Source organism: Tepidimonas sp., from assembly GCF_036824975.1.
Taxonomy (GTDB): Bacteria; Pseudomonadota; Gammaproteobacteria; order Burkholderiales; family Burkholderiaceae_C; genus Tepidimonas.
In genome coordinates, this window is sequence record NZ_DAISZC010000045.1 from 1 (window position 1) to 16,306 (window position 16,306).

14 protein-coding genes, 2 tRNA genes and 1 pseudogene are annotated in these 16,306 nt (G+C 68.2%); 10 read left to right on the plus strand and 7 right to left on the minus strand.

What is annotated here, in order from left to right:
- Nucleotides 1-105: 105 nt before the first annotated feature.
- Nucleotides 106-1,794 carry an NAD+ synthase gene (locus V7Z54_RS06560; RefSeq protein WP_334135284.1) on the minus strand — a complete coding sequence of 563 codons (1,689 nt, stop codon included), beginning with the start codon at nucleotides 1,792-1,794 and terminating at the stop codon, nucleotides 106-108.
- Here V7Z54_RS06560 and V7Z54_RS06565 point away from each other — a divergent pair.
- Together V7Z54_RS06565 and V7Z54_RS06570 are read left to right on the plus strand one after the other, a co-directional pair.
- Nucleotides 1,793-2,263 (plus strand): hypothetical protein, encoded by a 471-nt coding sequence (locus V7Z54_RS06565; RefSeq protein ID WP_334135286.1) that lies wholly within the window; start codon nucleotides 1,793-1,795, stop codon nucleotides 2,261-2,263. The genes V7Z54_RS06560 and V7Z54_RS06565 overlap by 2 nt on opposite strands.
- A 31-nt stretch (nucleotides 2,264-2,294) precedes the next feature.
- Nucleotides 2,295-2,345: pseudogene (locus tag V7Z54_RS06570) on the plus strand (hypothetical protein); the annotation flags it as partial.
- Nucleotides 2,346-2,567: 222 nt separating this feature from the next.
- Here the strand turns inward: V7Z54_RS06570 and ppa are convergent.
- Nucleotides 2,568-3,107, minus strand: a complete 540-nt coding sequence (gene ppa, locus V7Z54_RS06575; RefSeq protein ID WP_334135288.1) for an inorganic diphosphatase — start codon at nucleotides 3,105-3,107, stop codon at nucleotides 2,568-2,570.
- A gap of 239 nt (nucleotides 3,108-3,346) precedes the next feature.
- Here ppa and V7Z54_RS06580 point away from each other — a divergent pair, with 239 nt between their 5' ends.
- The gene (locus V7Z54_RS06580; RefSeq protein WP_334135290.1) at nucleotides 3,347-5,401 is read left to right on the plus strand and encodes a sodium-translocating pyrophosphatase; all 2,055 of its coding nucleotides are present in this window, start codon (nucleotides 3,347-3,349) and stop codon (nucleotides 5,399-5,401) included.
- 114 nt (nucleotides 5,402-5,515) lie between these two features.
- Here V7Z54_RS06580 and V7Z54_RS06585 read toward each other — a convergent pair whose 3' ends face one another.
- Nucleotides 5,516-5,899 carry a TlpA family protein disulfide reductase gene (locus tag V7Z54_RS06585; protein WP_334135291.1) on the minus strand — a complete coding sequence of 128 codons (384 nt, stop codon included), beginning with the start codon at nucleotides 5,897-5,899 and terminating at the stop codon, nucleotides 5,516-5,518.
- 259 nt (nucleotides 5,900-6,158) lie between these two features.
- Here V7Z54_RS06585 and moaA point away from each other — a divergent pair, with 259 nt between their 5' ends.
- The 3 genes from moaA to moeA all read left to right on the plus strand — a co-directional run bounded on the left by moaA (nucleotide 6,159) and on the right by moeA (nucleotide 9,443).
- The gene (gene moaA / locus V7Z54_RS06590; RefSeq protein WP_334135292.1) at nucleotides 6,159-7,295 is read left to right on the plus strand and encodes a GTP 3',8-cyclase MoaA; all 1,137 of its coding nucleotides are present in this window, start codon (nucleotides 6,159-6,161) and stop codon (nucleotides 7,293-7,295) included.
- A 139-nt stretch (nucleotides 7,296-7,434) separates the two neighbouring features.
- On the plus strand, nucleotides 7,435-8,097 hold the full coding sequence (mobA, locus tag V7Z54_RS06595; RefSeq protein ID WP_443082444.1) for a molybdenum cofactor guanylyltransferase MobA: 663 nt from the start codon (nucleotides 7,435-7,437) through the stop codon (nucleotides 8,095-8,097).
- A 38-nt stretch (nucleotides 8,098-8,135) separates the two neighbouring features.
- Nucleotides 8,136-9,443 (plus strand): molybdopterin molybdotransferase MoeA, encoded by a 1,308-nt coding sequence (gene moeA, locus V7Z54_RS06600; protein ID WP_334135293.1) that lies wholly within the window; start codon nucleotides 8,136-8,138, stop codon nucleotides 9,441-9,443.
- Nucleotide 9,444: 1 nt separating this feature from the next.
- Here the strand turns inward: moeA and V7Z54_RS06605 are convergent, their stop codons facing one another.
- Nucleotides 9,445-9,993, minus strand: a complete 549-nt coding sequence (locus tag V7Z54_RS06605) for a YggT family protein (protein ID WP_334135294.1) — start codon at nucleotides 9,991-9,993, stop codon at nucleotides 9,445-9,447.
- A gap of 42 nt (nucleotides 9,994-10,035) precedes the next feature.
- Nucleotides 10,036-12,402, minus strand: coding sequence for a ribonuclease R (gene rnr, locus V7Z54_RS06610; RefSeq protein WP_334135295.1), 2,367 nt, complete (start codon nucleotides 12,400-12,402; stop codon nucleotides 10,036-10,038).
- Nucleotides 12,403-12,470: 68 nt separating this feature from the next.
- Between rnr and V7Z54_RS06615 the strand changes: the two genes are divergently transcribed.
- Nucleotides 12,471-12,555, plus strand: a tRNA-Leu gene (locus tag V7Z54_RS06615).
- A 203-nt stretch (nucleotides 12,556-12,758) separates the two neighbouring features.
- Nucleotides 12,759-12,843 (plus strand) — tRNA-Leu (locus tag V7Z54_RS06620).
- 363 nt (nucleotides 12,844-13,206) lie between these two features.
- On the opposite strand, the gene rimO is transcribed toward V7Z54_RS06620, so the two are convergent.
- Nucleotides 13,207-14,619, minus strand: coding sequence for a 30S ribosomal protein S12 methylthiotransferase RimO (gene rimO, locus V7Z54_RS06625; protein ID WP_334135297.1), 1,413 nt, complete (start codon nucleotides 14,617-14,619; stop codon nucleotides 13,207-13,209).
- Between the two features lie 70 nt (nucleotides 14,620-14,689).
- Nucleotides 14,690-15,235 (minus strand): polyhydroxyalkanoate synthesis repressor PhaR, encoded by a 546-nt coding sequence (phaR, locus tag V7Z54_RS06630; RefSeq protein ID WP_443082443.1) that lies wholly within the window; start codon nucleotides 15,233-15,235, stop codon nucleotides 14,690-14,692.
- Nucleotides 15,236-15,372: 137 nt separating this feature from the next.
- Here phaR and V7Z54_RS06635 point away from each other — a divergent pair, with 137 nt between their 5' ends.
- Nucleotides 15,373-15,951, plus strand: coding sequence for a chromate transporter (locus tag V7Z54_RS06635; protein ID WP_334135303.1), 579 nt, complete (start codon nucleotides 15,373-15,375; stop codon nucleotides 15,949-15,951).
- The gene (locus V7Z54_RS06640) at nucleotides 15,948-16,169 is read left to right on the plus strand and encodes a chromate transporter (protein ID WP_334135298.1); all 222 of its coding nucleotides are present in this window, start codon (nucleotides 15,948-15,950) and stop codon (nucleotides 16,167-16,169) included. Before V7Z54_RS06635 ends, V7Z54_RS06640 begins: the two co-directional genes overlap by 4 nt.
- Nucleotides 16,170-16,306: the final 137 nt, after the last annotated feature.

Consider the following 16,306-nt stretch of genomic DNA (forward strand, 5'->3'; position numbering starts at 1 on the left):
CGTTGCGCGGTGCTCGCTCCCTCGCCTCACTCATTGTGATGTCTCGGTCGCTGCGTACCGTGCGCCTTGCGCTTCGCCCGCTCGCGACGGTCGTATAGACCTTCCTTAGCCCCGCCAGCGGTTGGTATTGGGGTAGCGCCAATCCTTGCCAAAACTGCGGTGGGTGACGCGGATGCCCACCGGGGCCTGGCGGCGCTTGTACTCGTTGATGTGGATCAGCCGCACCACCTGCTCCACCACCGAGGCCGAGAAGCCCTCGGCCACGATTTCGTCCGCGCTGCGGTCGTCTTCCATGTAGCGCTCGATGATGGCATCCAACACCTCATAGGGCGGCAAGGTATCCTGATCTTTTTGACCCGGCCGCAGCTCGGCGCTGGGCGCGCGCGTGATGATGCGCTGCGGAATCGGCTGCGCACCCCGGCCAAACGGGTCGTGCGCGTTGCGCCAGCGCGCCAGTCGCCACACCCAGGTCTTGGTCACATCCTTGATGACCGCAAAGCCGCCGGCCATGTCGCCGTAGAGCGTGCAGTAGCCGGTGGCCATTTCACTCTTGTTGCCGGTGGTCAGCACGATGTCGCCGAACTTGTTGGACAGCGCCATCAGCAGCGTGCCGCGGATGCGCGCCTGCAAGTTCTCCTCGGTGGTGTCGGCATCGCGCCCGACGAACAGCGGCTGCAGCGCCTGCACAAAGCGCTCGAAGAGTGGGCCAATCGGGATCTCGTCGTAGCGCACACCCAGCCGTGACGCCATGTCGCGCGCATCCAGCCACGATATGTCGGCCGTGTAGGGCGAAGGCATCATCACCGCCCGCACGCGCTGCGGCCCCAGCGCATCCACCGCAATCGCCAGCACCAGCGCCGAATCCACACCACCCGACAGGCCGATGATCGCACCGGGGAAGCCGTTTTTGTCAACGTAATCACGCGTGCCCAGAACCAGTGCGTGCCACAGGTCGGATTCGGTGCTGCCGGCCGCGGCCACCTCACCGCGGACTCTCCAGCGTCCCTGGGCGGTGGGTTGCACCTGCACGGTCAGTAGCGCCTCCTCAAACGCCGCCGCGCGCGCCACCAGCGTCCCGTCGTCGTCCAGCGCGAAACTGCGTCCCTCAAAGACGATTTCGTCTTGCCCCCCCACCAGGTGCGCATACACCAGCGGCAAGCCGGTCTCACGCACGCGCTCGCGCATGGCGCGTTCACGCTCGTCGCCCTTGCCGATGTGAAAGGGCGAGGCGTTGATGACGCACAGGATTTGGGCGCCGGCGGCTGCCGTGTCGGCGGCGGGGCCGGGGTACCACGCATCCTCGCAGATCAACAGACCGACGCGCAGTGCCCCGCCCCCGGTGGGCACCTCGAAGACGCACGGTGCCTGCCCCGGCACGAAATAGCGTCGTTCATCGAACACCTGGTAATTGGGCAGCTCGCGCTTGACGTAGCGTTGCACGATGCGCCCCTCGTGCAGCACCGAAGCCGCGTTGTGGTACGGCGCGCGGCCCACGCTGCGCCCCCGCCCCAGTACGGTGGGCACCGGGCTGGGATGGCCCACGACGAGATAAAGCCCTTGGAGGTCAGCGGTTTGTGCCGCCAGCGCCCGCACGGCATCCTCGCAAGCCGCCACGAACGCCGGGCGCAGATACAGATCCTCGGCCGCATAGCCGGCGATGGCCAGCTCGGGGGTCAGCAGCAGCCGCACCCCCTGCGCGTAGCCCCGCCGCGCCGCGGCCACGATGCGCCCGACGTTGCCCGTGAGGTCGCCGACCACGAAGTTGCTTTGAACCACCCCAATGGTGATCGCCATGTACCGTTACGAGGATTGCGATGCTGCCGATTATGGCACCCGCGTCGTGCGCGATCCCAGCGCTGTTGCGGCGGCGCGGTGGAACACGCTGCTGCATGCGCAGCCTGCAGCGCAGGCCCGCAGCCCCTTCATGCGTCGTGACGGCCAGCATGCGCTGACGATGCGTCAACCGCGAACGGGACTGAGATCTATACGGGATCACGCTGTGGGATGGCGACGGCGCGCTGTGCGCGGTAGCGCCGCTATATCGCACGGCCTCATTCCTGAGGCGATACGCATTCGGCGGGGGCTGGGCTCAGGCCCGCCATCGCCACGCCTGTGCCGCCACCCCAAGGCAGTGGTGGCAGTACCCTTTCCGCTCGTGGCCGCACCGCGCCGGCTCGCCCTCGGCGACGCCTCCGCGCGGCCGCACACCGTCTTCGGCCGCTACGGGGCAGCGCTGGAGCGCGTCAGCACGCCCACGCTTTGAGGCTTGCGTTTGCCCACCGCTGGCCCGATGCATCGCGCACGGGGCGCAGGGTTTCGAAGGCGGCGCGCAGGATGAACCCAAGCTGGCGCGCGGCTTGCTGCCGAAGCGGGTGAGCAGTTACCACCGGCTAGCTCCCCCACATTCGCAGCGGCCATCGATGACCACCTGGCCCACGAGCGCGATGCCGTCGGCGCCTAGGTGCAGACGCTGCCGTTGCACGCCCCCTTCAGGCAGGGGCTCAGGCGCCCAACATCGAGCGCCTGCCGCGCGTGCTCACGTTGCACGCCCCCTTCAGGCAGGGGCCTCAGGCGCCGCGTTGGGCGCGGTAGTTCTGCACACCCGACAGAATCTCCTGACGCGCCTCTTCCACCGAGCCCCACCCGAGCACCTTCACCCACTTGCCCGGGTCGAGGTCCTTGTAGTGCTCGAAGAAGTGTTCGATGGTCTTCAGACGCACCGGATTGAGGTCATCCAGCGTCTTCCAGCGGGCATACAGCGGCAGCACCTTCTCGGTGGGCACGGCCAGCACCTTGCCATCCATGCCGCTCTCGTCTTCCATTTTCAGGATACCCAGCGCCCGGCACGGCACCACGACGCCCGGCGGCAGGGGTACCGGCGTGATGACCAGCACGTCCACCGGATCGCCGTCACCGGCGATGGTTTGCGGCACGTACCCGTAGTTGGTCGGGTAGTGCATGGCGGTATTCATGAAGCGGTCGACGAAGATGGCACCGGAGGCCTTGTCGACTTCGTACTTGATCGGCTCGCCGTGCATTGAGATTTCGATGACGACATTGAAGGCATCGGGCACTTTGTCGCCCGCTGTGACTTGATCCAAAGACATGGCGTTGGGGTTGGTAGTGGAAAAACAACAGTCTGCCGGATTTTACTGGCGCGTGGCTGACGGGCCGGCGCAACATGGGGGATGCATTCGGGCGCGCCTTGCGCTAAAGTGACCGCGTTGGCCAATCACCGCCGCCGCACCGCAGGCGCGACGGCGGTGAGGAAGCAACGCAGCGGAAGCCGACGGCTCGCCTGCGTTGGCTTCCTCCAAGTCGAAAACGTCCCTGAGGAGACTTTGGTATGGTTGGTCAATCCGCGTTGGTCTTCGCCGTCCTCTGCGCCCTGGCAGCAGTGGCTTACGGCATATGGGCCCGGGGCTGGATCCTGGCGCAGGACCCGGGCAGCGCACGCATGCAGGAAATCGCAGCCGCGGTGCAAACCGGCGCTGCGGCGTACCTGGCACGGCAGTACAAGACCATTGCGCTGGTGGGTGTGGTGCTGACGGTGCTCATCGCCGTCTTCATCGACGGCGTGACGGCAGTGGGCTTCGTGGTCGGTGCCGTGCTGTCGGGTACCTGCGGCTTCATTGGCATGAACGTCTCGGTACGCGCCAACGTGCGCACCGCCCAGGCGGCCGCGCGCGGCATCGCGCCGGCGCTGGAGGTGGCGTTTCGCGGCGGCGCCATCACCGGCATGCTGGTGGTGGGCCTGGGCCTGCTGGGCGTGACGGTGTTTTACGGCTTCCTGGTCGGCAATGGGCAACTCAACCCGGCACGCCCGCTCAGTGGCCTGCTGCAGCCGCTCATCGGGCTGGCGTTTGGGGCCTCGCTGATCTCGATCTTCGCGCGCCTGGGTGGTGGCATCTTCACCAAAGGCGCCGACGTGGGCGCCGACCTGGTGGGTAAGGTCGAGGCCGGCATTCCCGAGGACGACCCGCGCAACCCGGCGGTGATCGCCGACAACGTGGGCGACAACGTGGGGGACTGCGCGGGCATGGCGGCCGACCTGTTCGAGACCTACGCGGTGACGCTGATCGCCACCATCGTGCTGGGCGCGCTGCTGGTGACGGCGGCACCGGTGCAGGCCAGCCTGTACCCGCTGGCGCTTGGCGGTGCGTCGATCCTGGCCTCCATCGTCGGCTGCTTTTTCGTCAAGGCCACTGCCGGCATGAAGAACGTGATGCCGGCGCTGTACAAGGGGCTGATCGTCGCCGGCGCACTGTCGGCGGTGCTGTTCTACGGCGTGACGGTTTGGCTGATGCCGGATGACGCCATCAGTGCCAGCGGCACCCAGTGGCGGCTGTGGGCGGCGGCGCTGGTGGGTCTGGCGCTGACGGCGGCCATGGTGTGGATCACCGAGTACTACACCGGCACCGACTACGCGCCGGTGCGCCACGTGGCGCAGGCCTCGACCACCGGCCACGCCACCAACATCATCGCCGGCATCGGCGTCAGCATGAAGTCCACTGCGTGGCCGGTGCTGGCGGTGTGCGCGGCCATCGTGGCGTCGTACGCACTCGCCGGGCTGTACGGGGTGGCGGTAGCGGCGACCGCCATGCTCAGCATGGCCGGCATCGTGGTTGCGCTCGACGCCTACGGCCCCATCACCGACAACGCCGGCGGCATCGCCGAGATGGCGGAGCTGCCCTCGAGCGTGCGCGACGTGACCGACCCGCTGGACGCCGTGGGCAACACCACCAAGGCGGTGACCAAGGGCTACGCGATCGGCTCCGCCGGGCTGGCCGCGCTGGTGCTGTTCGCCGACTACACGCACAAGCTGGAGAGCACGGGCCAGGCGCTGCGCTTCGACCTATCCGATCCGATGGTGATCGTCGGCCTGTTCATCGGCGGGCTGATTCCCTACCTATTCGGCGCGCTGGCGATGGAGGCGGTGGGGCGCGCGGCCGGCAGCGTGGTCGAAGAGGTGCGCCGGCAGTTTCGCGAGATCAAAGGCATCATGGACGGCACGGCCAAGCCCGAGTACGGACGGGCGGTGGACATGCTGACCAGCGCCGCCATCAAGGAAATGATGCTGCCGAGCCTGCTGCCGGTGGTGGTGCCGATCGTGGTGGGGCTGGCACTGGGGCCGGTGGCGCTGGGCGGTCTGCTGATGGGCACGATCGTCACCGGCCTGTTCGTTGCCATCAGCATGTGCACCGGCGGCGGCGCATGGGACAACGCCAAGAAGTACATCGAGGACGGTCACCACGGCGGCAAAGGGTCCGAGGCGCACAAGGCGGCGGTGACCGGCGATACGGTGGGCGACCCTTACAAGGACACCGCCGGCCCCGCAGTGAACCCGCTAATCAAGATCATCAACATCGTGGCGCTGCTGATCGTGCCGCTGCTAGCGTAAGCGGCAGCGGGCCGACGCTGCTGGCGCGATGGAATCATCGTGGCACGGGCCGCGGTCGCACGCCGCCACAGGCGGTGTGCACCGGCAGCGGCCTGCCCCGCAAGCCAGCCGGCCCTACAGCCACTGGGCGATGGCGTCGACGTCCTCGGCGAACAGCTGGCCGCGCTCAGCCATCAGCAGGCGGCCATCGCGTCCACGCACCAGCGTGATCGGCAGCCCGCGCGGCTTGGGCATGGCCCGCTGCACCTCGGGCGTCACCCACGCGTTGGGGAAGGTGTAGCCGCGCTGCGCCAGATAGTGGCGCGCCGCCTCTTCGGTGCGGTCGATGGACAGGCCCAGCAGCAGCCAGTCGCCACGGCCACCGTAGCTGCGCCAGAAACGCTCGACGTGGGGCGAGGTGGCGGCGCAGAACGGACAGGTGCTGGCCCACCAGTACAGCACCAGCACGCGGCCGGCGGCGTGCGCCGGCTCGAAGCGGCTGCCATCCAGCCGCACCATCGGAGGCACAGGCCAGGGTTGGCCCACTGCCGGCAGGGGTGGTGCCTTGGCCTCCGCCTCAGCGGCGGAGGCCGGTTGCGCCCACACCCGTGCCGCGCCGCCCGCGCCCACAGGCAACGCCACTGTCGCGCTCCAACGCAACCACGTCCTGCGCCGCATCCGTCGTCTCCGTCATCCATCCGTGCCAAGGCAAGGCGAAACCCCACGCCGTCCGGGTGCATCGTGCCTAGGCTTCGGTACAGGTGCTAATCTATCGCATATGTCCGAACGCGTCATTCCGCTGGTCGATCAGCGCATTGCCGCCCTGGCCGCCCCGCAGCCGCCCGAGCCGATCGCGGCCACCGGTGTACTGCTCGACCGTCGGGGGCGAGCGCTGCGCGACCTGCGCATCAGTGTCACCGACCGCTGCAACTTTCGCTGCAGCTACTGCATGCCCAAGGACGTGTTCACGAAGGATTACCCGTACCTGCCCCATGCGGCGCTGCTGACCTTTGAGGAAATCACGCGTGTGGCACGTTGCTTCGTGGCGCACGGGGTGCGCAAGCTTCGCTTGACCGGCGGCGAGCCACTGCTGCGCAAGAATCTGGAGATCTTGGTCGAGCAGCTGGCCGCGCTGCGCACCCCGGACGGCGCGCCGCTGGACTTAACGCTGACCACCAACGGCAGCCTGCTCAAGCGCAAGGCGCGCGCGCTGCGCGATGCCGGACTACAACGCGTCACGGTCAGTCTGGACGGCCTGGACGACGCCGTGTTTCGGCGTATGAACGATGTCGACTTTCCGGTGCGGGAGGTGCTGGACGGCATTGCCGAGGCGCAGGCAGTGGGGCTTGGTCCGATCAAGGTCAACATGGTGGTCAAGCGGGGCACCAACGACGACCAAATCCTGCCGATGGCGCACCACTTCCGCGGCACCGGCATCGTGCTGCGCTTCATCGAGTACATGGATGTCGGTGCCACCAACGGCTGGTGCATGGACGAGGTGCTGCCCAGCGCCGAGGTGCTGGCCCGCCTGCAGCGCGAGTTCCCACTGGTGCCGCTGCAGCACAGCGCCCCGGGCGAGACCGCCGAGCGATGGGGCTACGCCGGCCCCGACGGGCGGCACGACCCGGCGCTGGGCGAAATCGGCCTCATCAGCAGCGTCACGCAGGCGTTCTGCCGGGATTGCAACCGAGCTCGCCTGTCCACTGAAGGCAGGATGTACCTTTGCCTGTTTGCCGACCGCGGCTACGACTTGCGCGCGCTGCTGCGCAGCGGCGCCAGCGACGAGGCGCTGATCTCGGCCATCGGGGCGATCTGGCAGGGCCGCAGCGACCGCTACTCCGAGCTCCGCGCCGCGCTGCCCGCCGACGCCCGCGCCCAGCGGCGCCGCATCGAGATGAGCTATATCGGTGGCTGACCGCCTGCCGCCCGTCGCTGCCATGCCCCATCCGCCTGACCAACACCCCGCCGTCCCTCCCCTGGTCCACCGCTTGGTGCCGACGGAAGATGGCCCCGCAAGGGCCGACCCCCGCTCGCCCGAGTCTACGCCTGGCCCCCTGGGCTGGCAGGCGCCGACGACGGGCAGCGTCACCGGTGTGGTGCTGGCCGGAGGCCGTGCCGAGCGCATGGGTGGCCTGGACAAGGGTCTGCAGACGTTCGCCGGCATGCCGCTGGCGCTGCATGCCCTGCTGCGTCTGCAACAGCAGCGGGGGCCGTGGCTGGGCGCCTGCATGATCAACGCCAACCGCAACCTGGGCGCCTACGAGGCGTTTGGCGTGCCGGTGTGGCCCGACCTGCAGGGCGACTTTGCCGGACCGCTGGCCGGCATGGCCGCGGCGCTGACGCACTGCGAAACCCCCTTCCTGCTGACCGTGCCGTGTGACTCACCGCGCTTCCCGCTCGACCTAGCCGAGCGTCTGTGCCAGGCGTTGATCCGTGAGCGCGCCGACATCGCCGTGGCCGCGGCCCGCGAAGGCGACGGCGAGCTGCGACCCCAGCCGGTGTTTTGCCTGCTGCATGTTGGGCTGCTGGGTAGCCTGAATGCCTTTTTGCAGTCGGGCCAGCGCAAGATCGACCGCTGGACGGCCGGCCACCGCACGGTCGTGGTGCCGTTCGATGCGCCCGGTGACGACCCGCTGGCTTTCGTCAACCTCAATACCCTGGCCGAATTGCAGTCCTATCAGTGCAATGCAGGCGCCGCCCCAGCGGACCGCGGATGAGGCCGCCCGCACGCCAGCAACCCCCCTTGCGCCACTTGATGAAATCACTCGCCGCCATCGCCGCTGAGCTCGAGGGCTACGACCCGCAAGCCCTGCCCGCCGTCACGGTCAGTGCCTTCCTGGAAGCGCTCACCGACCCCTTGCGCGATACCGAGACCGTCGCGCTGGTGCAGGCGCTCGATCGCGTGCTGGCCGCGGACATCGTGTCGCCCATCAGTGTGCCGCCGCACGATAACGCCGCCATGGACGGCTACGCGGTGCGCGGCAGCACCCTGCGCGCGAACGCCGATACGATCTTGCGTGTCGTGGGTACCGTGCTGGCGGGCCAGGCACGCTGGGACGCGCCCATCCCCGACGATGCCTGCATCCGCATCATGACCGGTGCCGTGATGCCCGAAGGGCTCGACACCGTGGTGCCCGTGGAGCTGGTGCAGCACGAAGCCGCGGGAGACTGCGCCGACATCGAGTACATCCGCGTGCCAGCGGGCGCGGTGCGGCCGGGCGATCACCGGCGTTTGTGCGGCGAAGACCTGATGGCAGGACAGGCAGCGCTGCGCGCGGGCCAGCGGCTCGGCCCGGCAGCGCTGGGTCTCATCGCCAGCCTGGGCATCGCCCAGGTGTCGGTGGTGCGCCGGCCGCGCGTGGCGTATTTTTCCACCGGCGACGAGATCCTGACGCTGGGCGAGCCCCTGCGCCCGGGCGCGGTGTACGACAGCAACCGCTACACCGTCACCGCGCTGCTGCGGCGGCTGGGCGTCGAGGTGATCGACCTGGGCGTGGTGCGTGACGACCCGGCGGCGCTCGAAGACACGTTTCGGCGCGCATCGGCCATGGCCGATGCGGTCATCACCAGTGGCGGCGTCAGCATGGGCGAGGCCGACCACACCCGGGCCATGATGCGGCGGCTGGGCGAGGTGGTGTTCTGGCGCATCGCGATGCGCCCCGGCCGGCCGATGGCGGTGGGCCGCCTGCAACCCCCTGGACGCGAGAGCCCCACCCTGCTGTTTGGCCTGCCGGGCAACCCGGTGGCGGTGATGGTGACCTTTCTGGCGTTCGTGCGCCCGGCACTGCTGCGACTGATGGGGGCGCGGGACACAGCACCGCTGCTGATGCGCGCCCGCAGCGCCGAGCCGATGCGCAAAAAACCCGGGCGCACCGAATACCAGCGCGGCGTCGTCACGCGCGATGCCGAGGGCACGCTGTGGGTGCGCACCACCGGCAATCAGGGGTCGGGAGTGCTGCGCTCGATGGTCGAGGCCAATGCGCTCATCGTCCTCGCCCACGGGCAGGGGTCGGTGGCCCCGGGCGACGCGGTGGATGTGATGCTGTTCGACGGCGTGATCTGACTTAGGTCAGCAGCATCAGCACCACCTGCAGCCCGATCAGCAGCACCAGCACCGACAGATCGACCCCACCCACGGTGGGCACGACACGGCGCACCGGCGCCAGCAGCGGATCGAGCAGCCGCCCGAGCGTGCCCAGCAGCGGTGCGTAGGGCTGCACCCAGCTCAGCACAGCGTACACCAGCAACAGCACCATCAGCCCCTGCAACGCGGTGCGCAGCAGCCACTGTAGCGCCAGCATGGGCACGGTGGCCCAGAAATCCAGCGCCTGCACGCCGGGCAGCGCCCCGCCCCAGACCAGATGGACCAGCCCCGAATAGGCCAGCGACAGCAGCAGCGCCGCCAGCCAGCTCGCCCAGTCGGCGTTGGCTTGCGCCCAAGGACGCGGCAGCAGACGCCGCAGCGGCTGCACCAGCCAGTCGGTGATGGCGATCACGAACGGCCCGGGCTGCTGGCTCATGCGCATGCGCCGGGTGTTCAGCCACCCCCGCAGCAGAGCTGCGCCGACCAGGATGAAAAACACCGTATCGAGGAGAAACAACACAACGCGCATGGCGGACGGGGCACACGGGAGGAACTGCGGCGCAGCAGACCATCAGCGCCGCGGGCCACCGCGGCGCGGGCGGGCCGCCGAACCACCCGCCGTCGGCAATTGTGCCGCAGACGGCGCGGCGTTGCGCGTCGGGTCCGCCCCGCGCGCCTGCGCCTTGCCCTTGGCAGCGCGCGAACCGGCCTTCGACCCCGCCTCCCGGCCGGCGCGTCGGCTGGCGGGGTCGGCGCCTTCGGCTATGTCGCGGCTCTGTCCGCCACTGCGCGCGCCCCGGCGTCGACCCGGCGTCTGCGCATCCCGCTGTGCGGCATCGGTCCCGTCGGGAGGCGCCCCGGGCAGCGTACGCCCCTCGCCCGGTGCATACGCGTCACGCACCAGACGGAAGTCGATGCGCCGGCCATCCAGATCGACCCGGCTAACCTGCACCGTCACCTTCGAGCCGAGGGCGTAGCGCACGCCGGTGCGCTCGCCGCGCAGCTCCTGCCGGCGTTCGTCGTAGCGGAAGTACTCGCCGCCCAGTTCGCTGACGTGCACCAGCCCCTCGACATAAAGGGTATCCAGCGTCACGAACAGGCCGAAGCTGGTGACCGCGGTGACGGTGCCGCTGAACTCCTCGCCCAGGCGCTCGCGCATATACTTGCACTTCAGCCAGGCTTCGACATCGCGGCTGGCCTCATCGGCACGGCGCTCGTTGGCGCTGCAGTGCAGCCCGGCGGCCTCCCAGCCCAGCACCTCGCCAGATGGGCGCGCCCGCGTGCGCGGCACAGCGGCGCTGTCTCCCCGCTCCTGCAGGCGTTTGGCCAGCTTGGCCTGCGCCTCGCCCGGCGTCGGCAGCGCCGGCAGATGGTAGCGCTCGCCCTTGAGGATCGCCTTGATGACCCGGTGCACCAGCAGGTCCGGATAGCGCCGGATCGGGCTGGTGAAGTGGGTGTAGGCCTCGAACGCTAGCCCGAAGTGGCCGACGTTGTGCGGGGAGTACATGGCCTGCTGCATCGAGCGCAGCAGCATCTGGTGAATCTGCGGCGCATCGGGCCGGTCGGCGGTGGCCTTAGACAGCGCCTGAAAGTCGCGCGGTCCGGGCAGGTCCGGCAGCGTGGCGTTGACGCCGATGGCCTTCAGATATTCCCGCAACAACTCGACCTTGTCTGGCGAGGGCCGCTCGTGCACACGGTACAGAGCCGGATGCTGGTGCGTACTGATGAACTCGGCCGCGCACACGTTGGCCGCTAGCATGGCCTCTTCAATCAGCCGGTGCGCCTCGGTGCGCGTGCGCGGCTCGATGCGTTCGATGCGGCCGGCCTCGTCGCAGACGATCTGCGTCTCCACCGTCTCCAGATCGACTGCCCCGCGTGCCTCGCGGGCGGTCAGCAGCGCGCGATAAACGTCGTACAAATTCAGCAGGTGTGGCACCAGCGCCGCGTGGCGCTGCGCCAGCGGACCGCGTGTGTTTTGCAAAATGGCCGCCACCTCGGTATACGTGAAGCGCTGGTGGCTGTGCATCACGCCCGGGTAGAACTGGTAGGCCTGCACCTGCCCCTTGGCATCGATGAGCATGTCGCACACCATGCACAGGCGGTCCACTGCAGGGTTGAGCGAACACAGCCCGTTGGAGAGCTTTTCCGGCAGCATCGGAATGACGCGGCGCGGGAAGTACACGCTGGTGGCGCGGTCGTAGGCATCGATATCCAGCGGCGAGCCACTGCGCACGTAGTGGCTGACGTCGGCAATCGCCACCAGCAATCGCCACCCCTTGCCGCGGCCCACACGCGCCGGCTCGCAGTAGACGGCGTCGTCGAAGTCGCGCGCGTCCTCGCCGTCGATGGTCACCAATGGCACGTCGGTCAGATCGACGCGGCCGCGCCGGTCCACCGCGCGCACCTTGTCGGGCAGCGCCCGCGTCTCGGCCAGGGCCGCATCAGAAAACTGGTGCGGAACGCCGTACTTGCGCACCGCGATTTCGATCTCTATGCCCGGGTCGTCGATGTCGCCCAGCACTTCCTTGACCCGCCCCACCGGCTGACCGTAGAGGGCGGGCGGCTCGGTGAGTTCGACCACCACCACCTGCCCCGGCTGGGCCGAGCCTGTGGCGCCTTTCGGAATCAACACGTCCTGGCCGTAGCGCCGATCTTCGGGCGCCACCAGCCAGACGCCGCTCTCAAACAGCAGGCGGCCGATGATGGGCGCGTCGCTGCGCTGCAGGATTTCGGTGACGCGCCCTTCGGGCCGGCCCCGCCGGTCGTAGCGCACGATGCGGGCGCGCACCCGGTCACGGTGCAGCACGGCCCGCATCTCGTTGGGTGGCAGATACAGGTCGGGCTGGCCGTCGTCGCGCACCACGAAGCCGTGGCCGTCGCGATGGCCAACGACCACGCCTTCGATTTCGTTGGGGGAGGGAATCAGGAAATCTTTCACGTACTGAGGGGTTGGGAACCGTCGGGTGCCGTCATTTTCGGCGATATATAATGCGCGCTTCCTGAAACGCCCAGGTGGCGGAATTGGTAGACGCACTAGTTTCAGGTACTAGCGCCGCGAGGCGTGGAGGTTCGAGTCCTCTCCTGGGCACCAGCGCTTAGCGCGGTTCAGCGTTCGGGTGACACCCGACTGATCGGCCGATATCGGCCGGTCAGTGCGGTTGTGCCGTTGGCGTTTGGCTGGCATCATAACCGTTTCCCAAACCCCTTGTCGGGGCCGACACGCGACAAGCTGATGTGTCCCGACCACAAGGTCGGAGGGAAGCGGTTTTTGACGGTATAATTTTCAATTGGGACGCCCAGGTGGCGGAATTGGTAGACGCACTAGTTTCAGGTACTAGCGCCGCGAGGCGTGGAGGTTCGAGTCCTCTCCTGGGCACCAAGTCCCGCTCGTTGGTCTGGCAAGGTAGCACCCTTCGCTGCCACACTGCTTGAATCGCAAACACCAGCCTGTGCTGATTGTTGCCTGTGTGGCTAACCGAGGCCGACTCGCCGGTCTTCGCTCGTCACCGGTCTTATTGTCTGCCTGCGCGGGAACCCCCGAAACGGCGCTACCCCGGACAGGGTTGCTGCACTTGGCCGCGCGCCAGCAGCCATGCCAGCACCGACAGGCAGACACCCGGCCTGATCCCCACCCGAACGCCGGGTCTTCGACCCATCGGCTGTCGCCATCGGGGCTCCCCCGCCCTGATACGCTCTTCGTGCCGGGTGCGGGCACCCGTGCACCGGCCGCCCCGACCTTTGTTTACACCGGGATGCCGACCAGATCGTGGCCGTCCACGGCCACGATGCGCGCCTTGATGAAGTCGCCGCTGCGGTAGGTCTTGCTGGCTTTGTCGGGCGGCAACAGACGCACCGTACCATCGATCTCCGGCGCATCGGCATAGGACCGCCCCACCCCGCCCTTTTTACCCAGGCTGTGTGCCTTATCCACCAACACCTGCATCGTCGCGCCCACGCGGCGCTGCAAGCGCTGCACCGCCACCTGCTCGGCCACCGCCATGAAGCGCGCTCGGCGCTCTTCGCGTACCGCTTCGGGCAGCGCTCCCGGCAGCGCGTTGGCAGCCGCCCCGGCAACCGGTGAGTAAGCAAAACAACCAGCGCGGTCAATTTGTGCCTCACGCACAAAGGCCAGCAGGTGCGCAAACTCCTCTTCGGTTTCGCCCGGGAAGCCGGCAATGAAGGTGCTGCGCACCACCAACTCCGGACACAGCTGTCGCCAGCGACGAATACGCTCCAGATTGCGCTCGCCGCTGGCTGGGCGCTTCATACGCCGCAGCACATCCGGATGGCTGTGCTGAAACGGCACGTCCAGGTACGGCAACACCAACCCTTCAGCCATCAGCGGCACCACATCGTCCACGTGCGGGTACGGGTAAACGTAGTGCAGGCGCACCCAAGCGCCGTGCGCGCGCGCCAGCAGGCCCAGTTCACGCACCAGCTCGAGCATGCGGGTGCGAATGGGGCGCCCGTCCCAGAACCCGGTGCGGTATTGCACGTCCACGCCGTAGGCGCTGGTGTCCTGGCTGATGACGAGCAGCTCCTTGACGCCGCCTTCGAACAGGCGGCGCGCCTCGGTCAGCACCTCGCCGATCGGACGGCTCACCAAATCGCCACGCATCGACGGGATGATGCAGAAAGTGCAGCGATGGTTGCAGCCCTCGCTGATCTTCAGGTACGCGTAGTGGCGCGGGGTGAGCTTGACGCCGACGCCCTCGATGGCGTTGCTGGGCGGCGGCACCAAATCCAGAAATGGATCGTGCGGCTTGGGCAGGTGGGTGTGCACAGCCTGCAGCACCTCGTCGGCCGCGTGCGGGCCGGTGACGGCCAGCACCGCCGGGTGCAGACCCTTGACCAGATTGCCCCCATGCGCATCGCTGCGCGCCCCCAGGCAGCCGGTGACGATAACCTTGCCGTTGGCGCTGAGCGCTTCGCCAATGGCGTCCAGGCTTTCCTGCACCGCCTCGTCGATGAAGCCGCAGGTGTTGACGATGACGAGATCGGCACCCCGGTAGTCTTTGCTGGTGCGGTAGCCCTCGGCGCTCAGTCGCGTCAGGATCAGCTCGGAATCGGTCAGGGCCTTGGGACAGCCGAGGCTGACGAAGCCGATGGTGGGGACGCGGCTGGTGGCCGATTCGGTGGCAGCGGTGTCGGTCATGGCCGGTATTGTCGCAGTTCGGCCCGCCCCCCCGACGCCCGCGCAGCTGGGGCGTTTTGCACTCGCCCCTTCAACCCGGCGGACGCTTGACGCCAAACGCCGCTAGCATCTGCTCCTGCATCTGCGCCAGCGCCTTTTGCGACTGTGCCAAAAACGGCGCCATCATCAGCGGGGGCTGCGCCGCCATAAACTGCTGCCACAGCTCCGGCGTCAGCTCCTTGGCCTGCTCGGCCATTTTCTGCTGCCAATCCATGAAGATCTGCAGGTTGCGTTCGAGGTACGTCCCCATGAACCCCTGCATGGCGTGGCCGTAGAATCGAATGAGATTGGCCAACATCTTCTCAGAAAACAGCGGCACGCCCGCGGTCTCTTCCTCGAGGATGATCTGCAGCAGAATCGCGCGCGTCAGATCCTCGCCGCTTTTGGCGTCGCGCACGACGAAGGACTCCCCGCGCATGACCAGATCTTTGACATCGCTGAGGGTGATGTACGACGATGAATCGGTATCGTAGAGCCGCCGGTTGGGGTATTTCTTGATGACGCGCACCGATGCACCACCGGTGCCGGTGGAAGCGGCGTCATGGGGGGCTGCGGCGGTGGCCTGGGTGGGCTGCACGAAACGGTCTCCTGCAACGGTGAATGCCAACCGGGGTATCGCTACCCGATGTCCATTCGGTCATTGTAGAACGCGCACCCCACGGCCCAGACCGGGGATTTCCCGATTCAGGCGAGTGCTGGCGTGAACACCACCGCATCGCAGGCAACACCCGACGGGGCTGCCCCCGTGACCCCACCGAGCTGTTCTGGGCCTGCACCGTGCTGGCGCTGCAGGGCTTTGGGGGCGTGCTGGCGGTGGCGCAGCGGGAACTGGTGGAGCGGCGGCGCTGGCTGACGCGCGAGCAGTTTCTGCAAGACTGGGCCGTGGCCCAGGTGTTGCCGGGACCCAACGTGGTCAACCTGGCCCTGATGATCGGCGCGCGCCACTTGTGCTGGCGCGGCGCGGCGGCTGCCCTAGGCGGCATGCTGCCGCTGCCATTGGCGCTGCTGCTGGTGCTGGCAGCGGCGTTCGCGCAAGTGGATCACCACCCGGTGGCGCAAGGAGCCCTGCGCGGCATGGGCGCGGTGGCGGCAGGGCTGGTGATGGGCAGCGCGCCGCGACTTGCCCCGGCGCTGCGTGGTCACCCGCTGGGCGGGCCGGGTTGCGTGCAGCTGACCTCAGCCGCCTTCGTCAGCATCGCCTGGCTGCGCTGGCCGCTGCTGTGGGTGTTGCTGCCGCTGGGTGGCATCGGGTGGGTGTGGGCGGCCTGGGCACTAAAGAGGCAACGGCCATGACGGCCACCCTGACCGCTGCCAACTGGCGGCAGCTGTTCGTGCAGTTTCTGACGCTGTCGCTGCTGGCGGTGGGCGGCGCCATCACCACGGCGGCAGATAACCGCTACTGGGTGCTGCGCCAGGACTGGCTGGACGAGGCGCGGTTCACCGCCGCGATCGCGCTGGCGCAGGCCGCGCCGAGGCCCTATATCTTGTTCTTGGCGCTAAGGAGGGTCTGAACAACCTGCTGCGCGTACGGATCGCTGCGTTGCGCGGTGCTCGCTCCCGCGCCTAACTCATGGTTATGTCTCGGTCGCGGCGTTCCGTGCGCCTTGCGCTTCGCCCGCTCGCGACGGTCGTGCAGACCTTCCCTAAT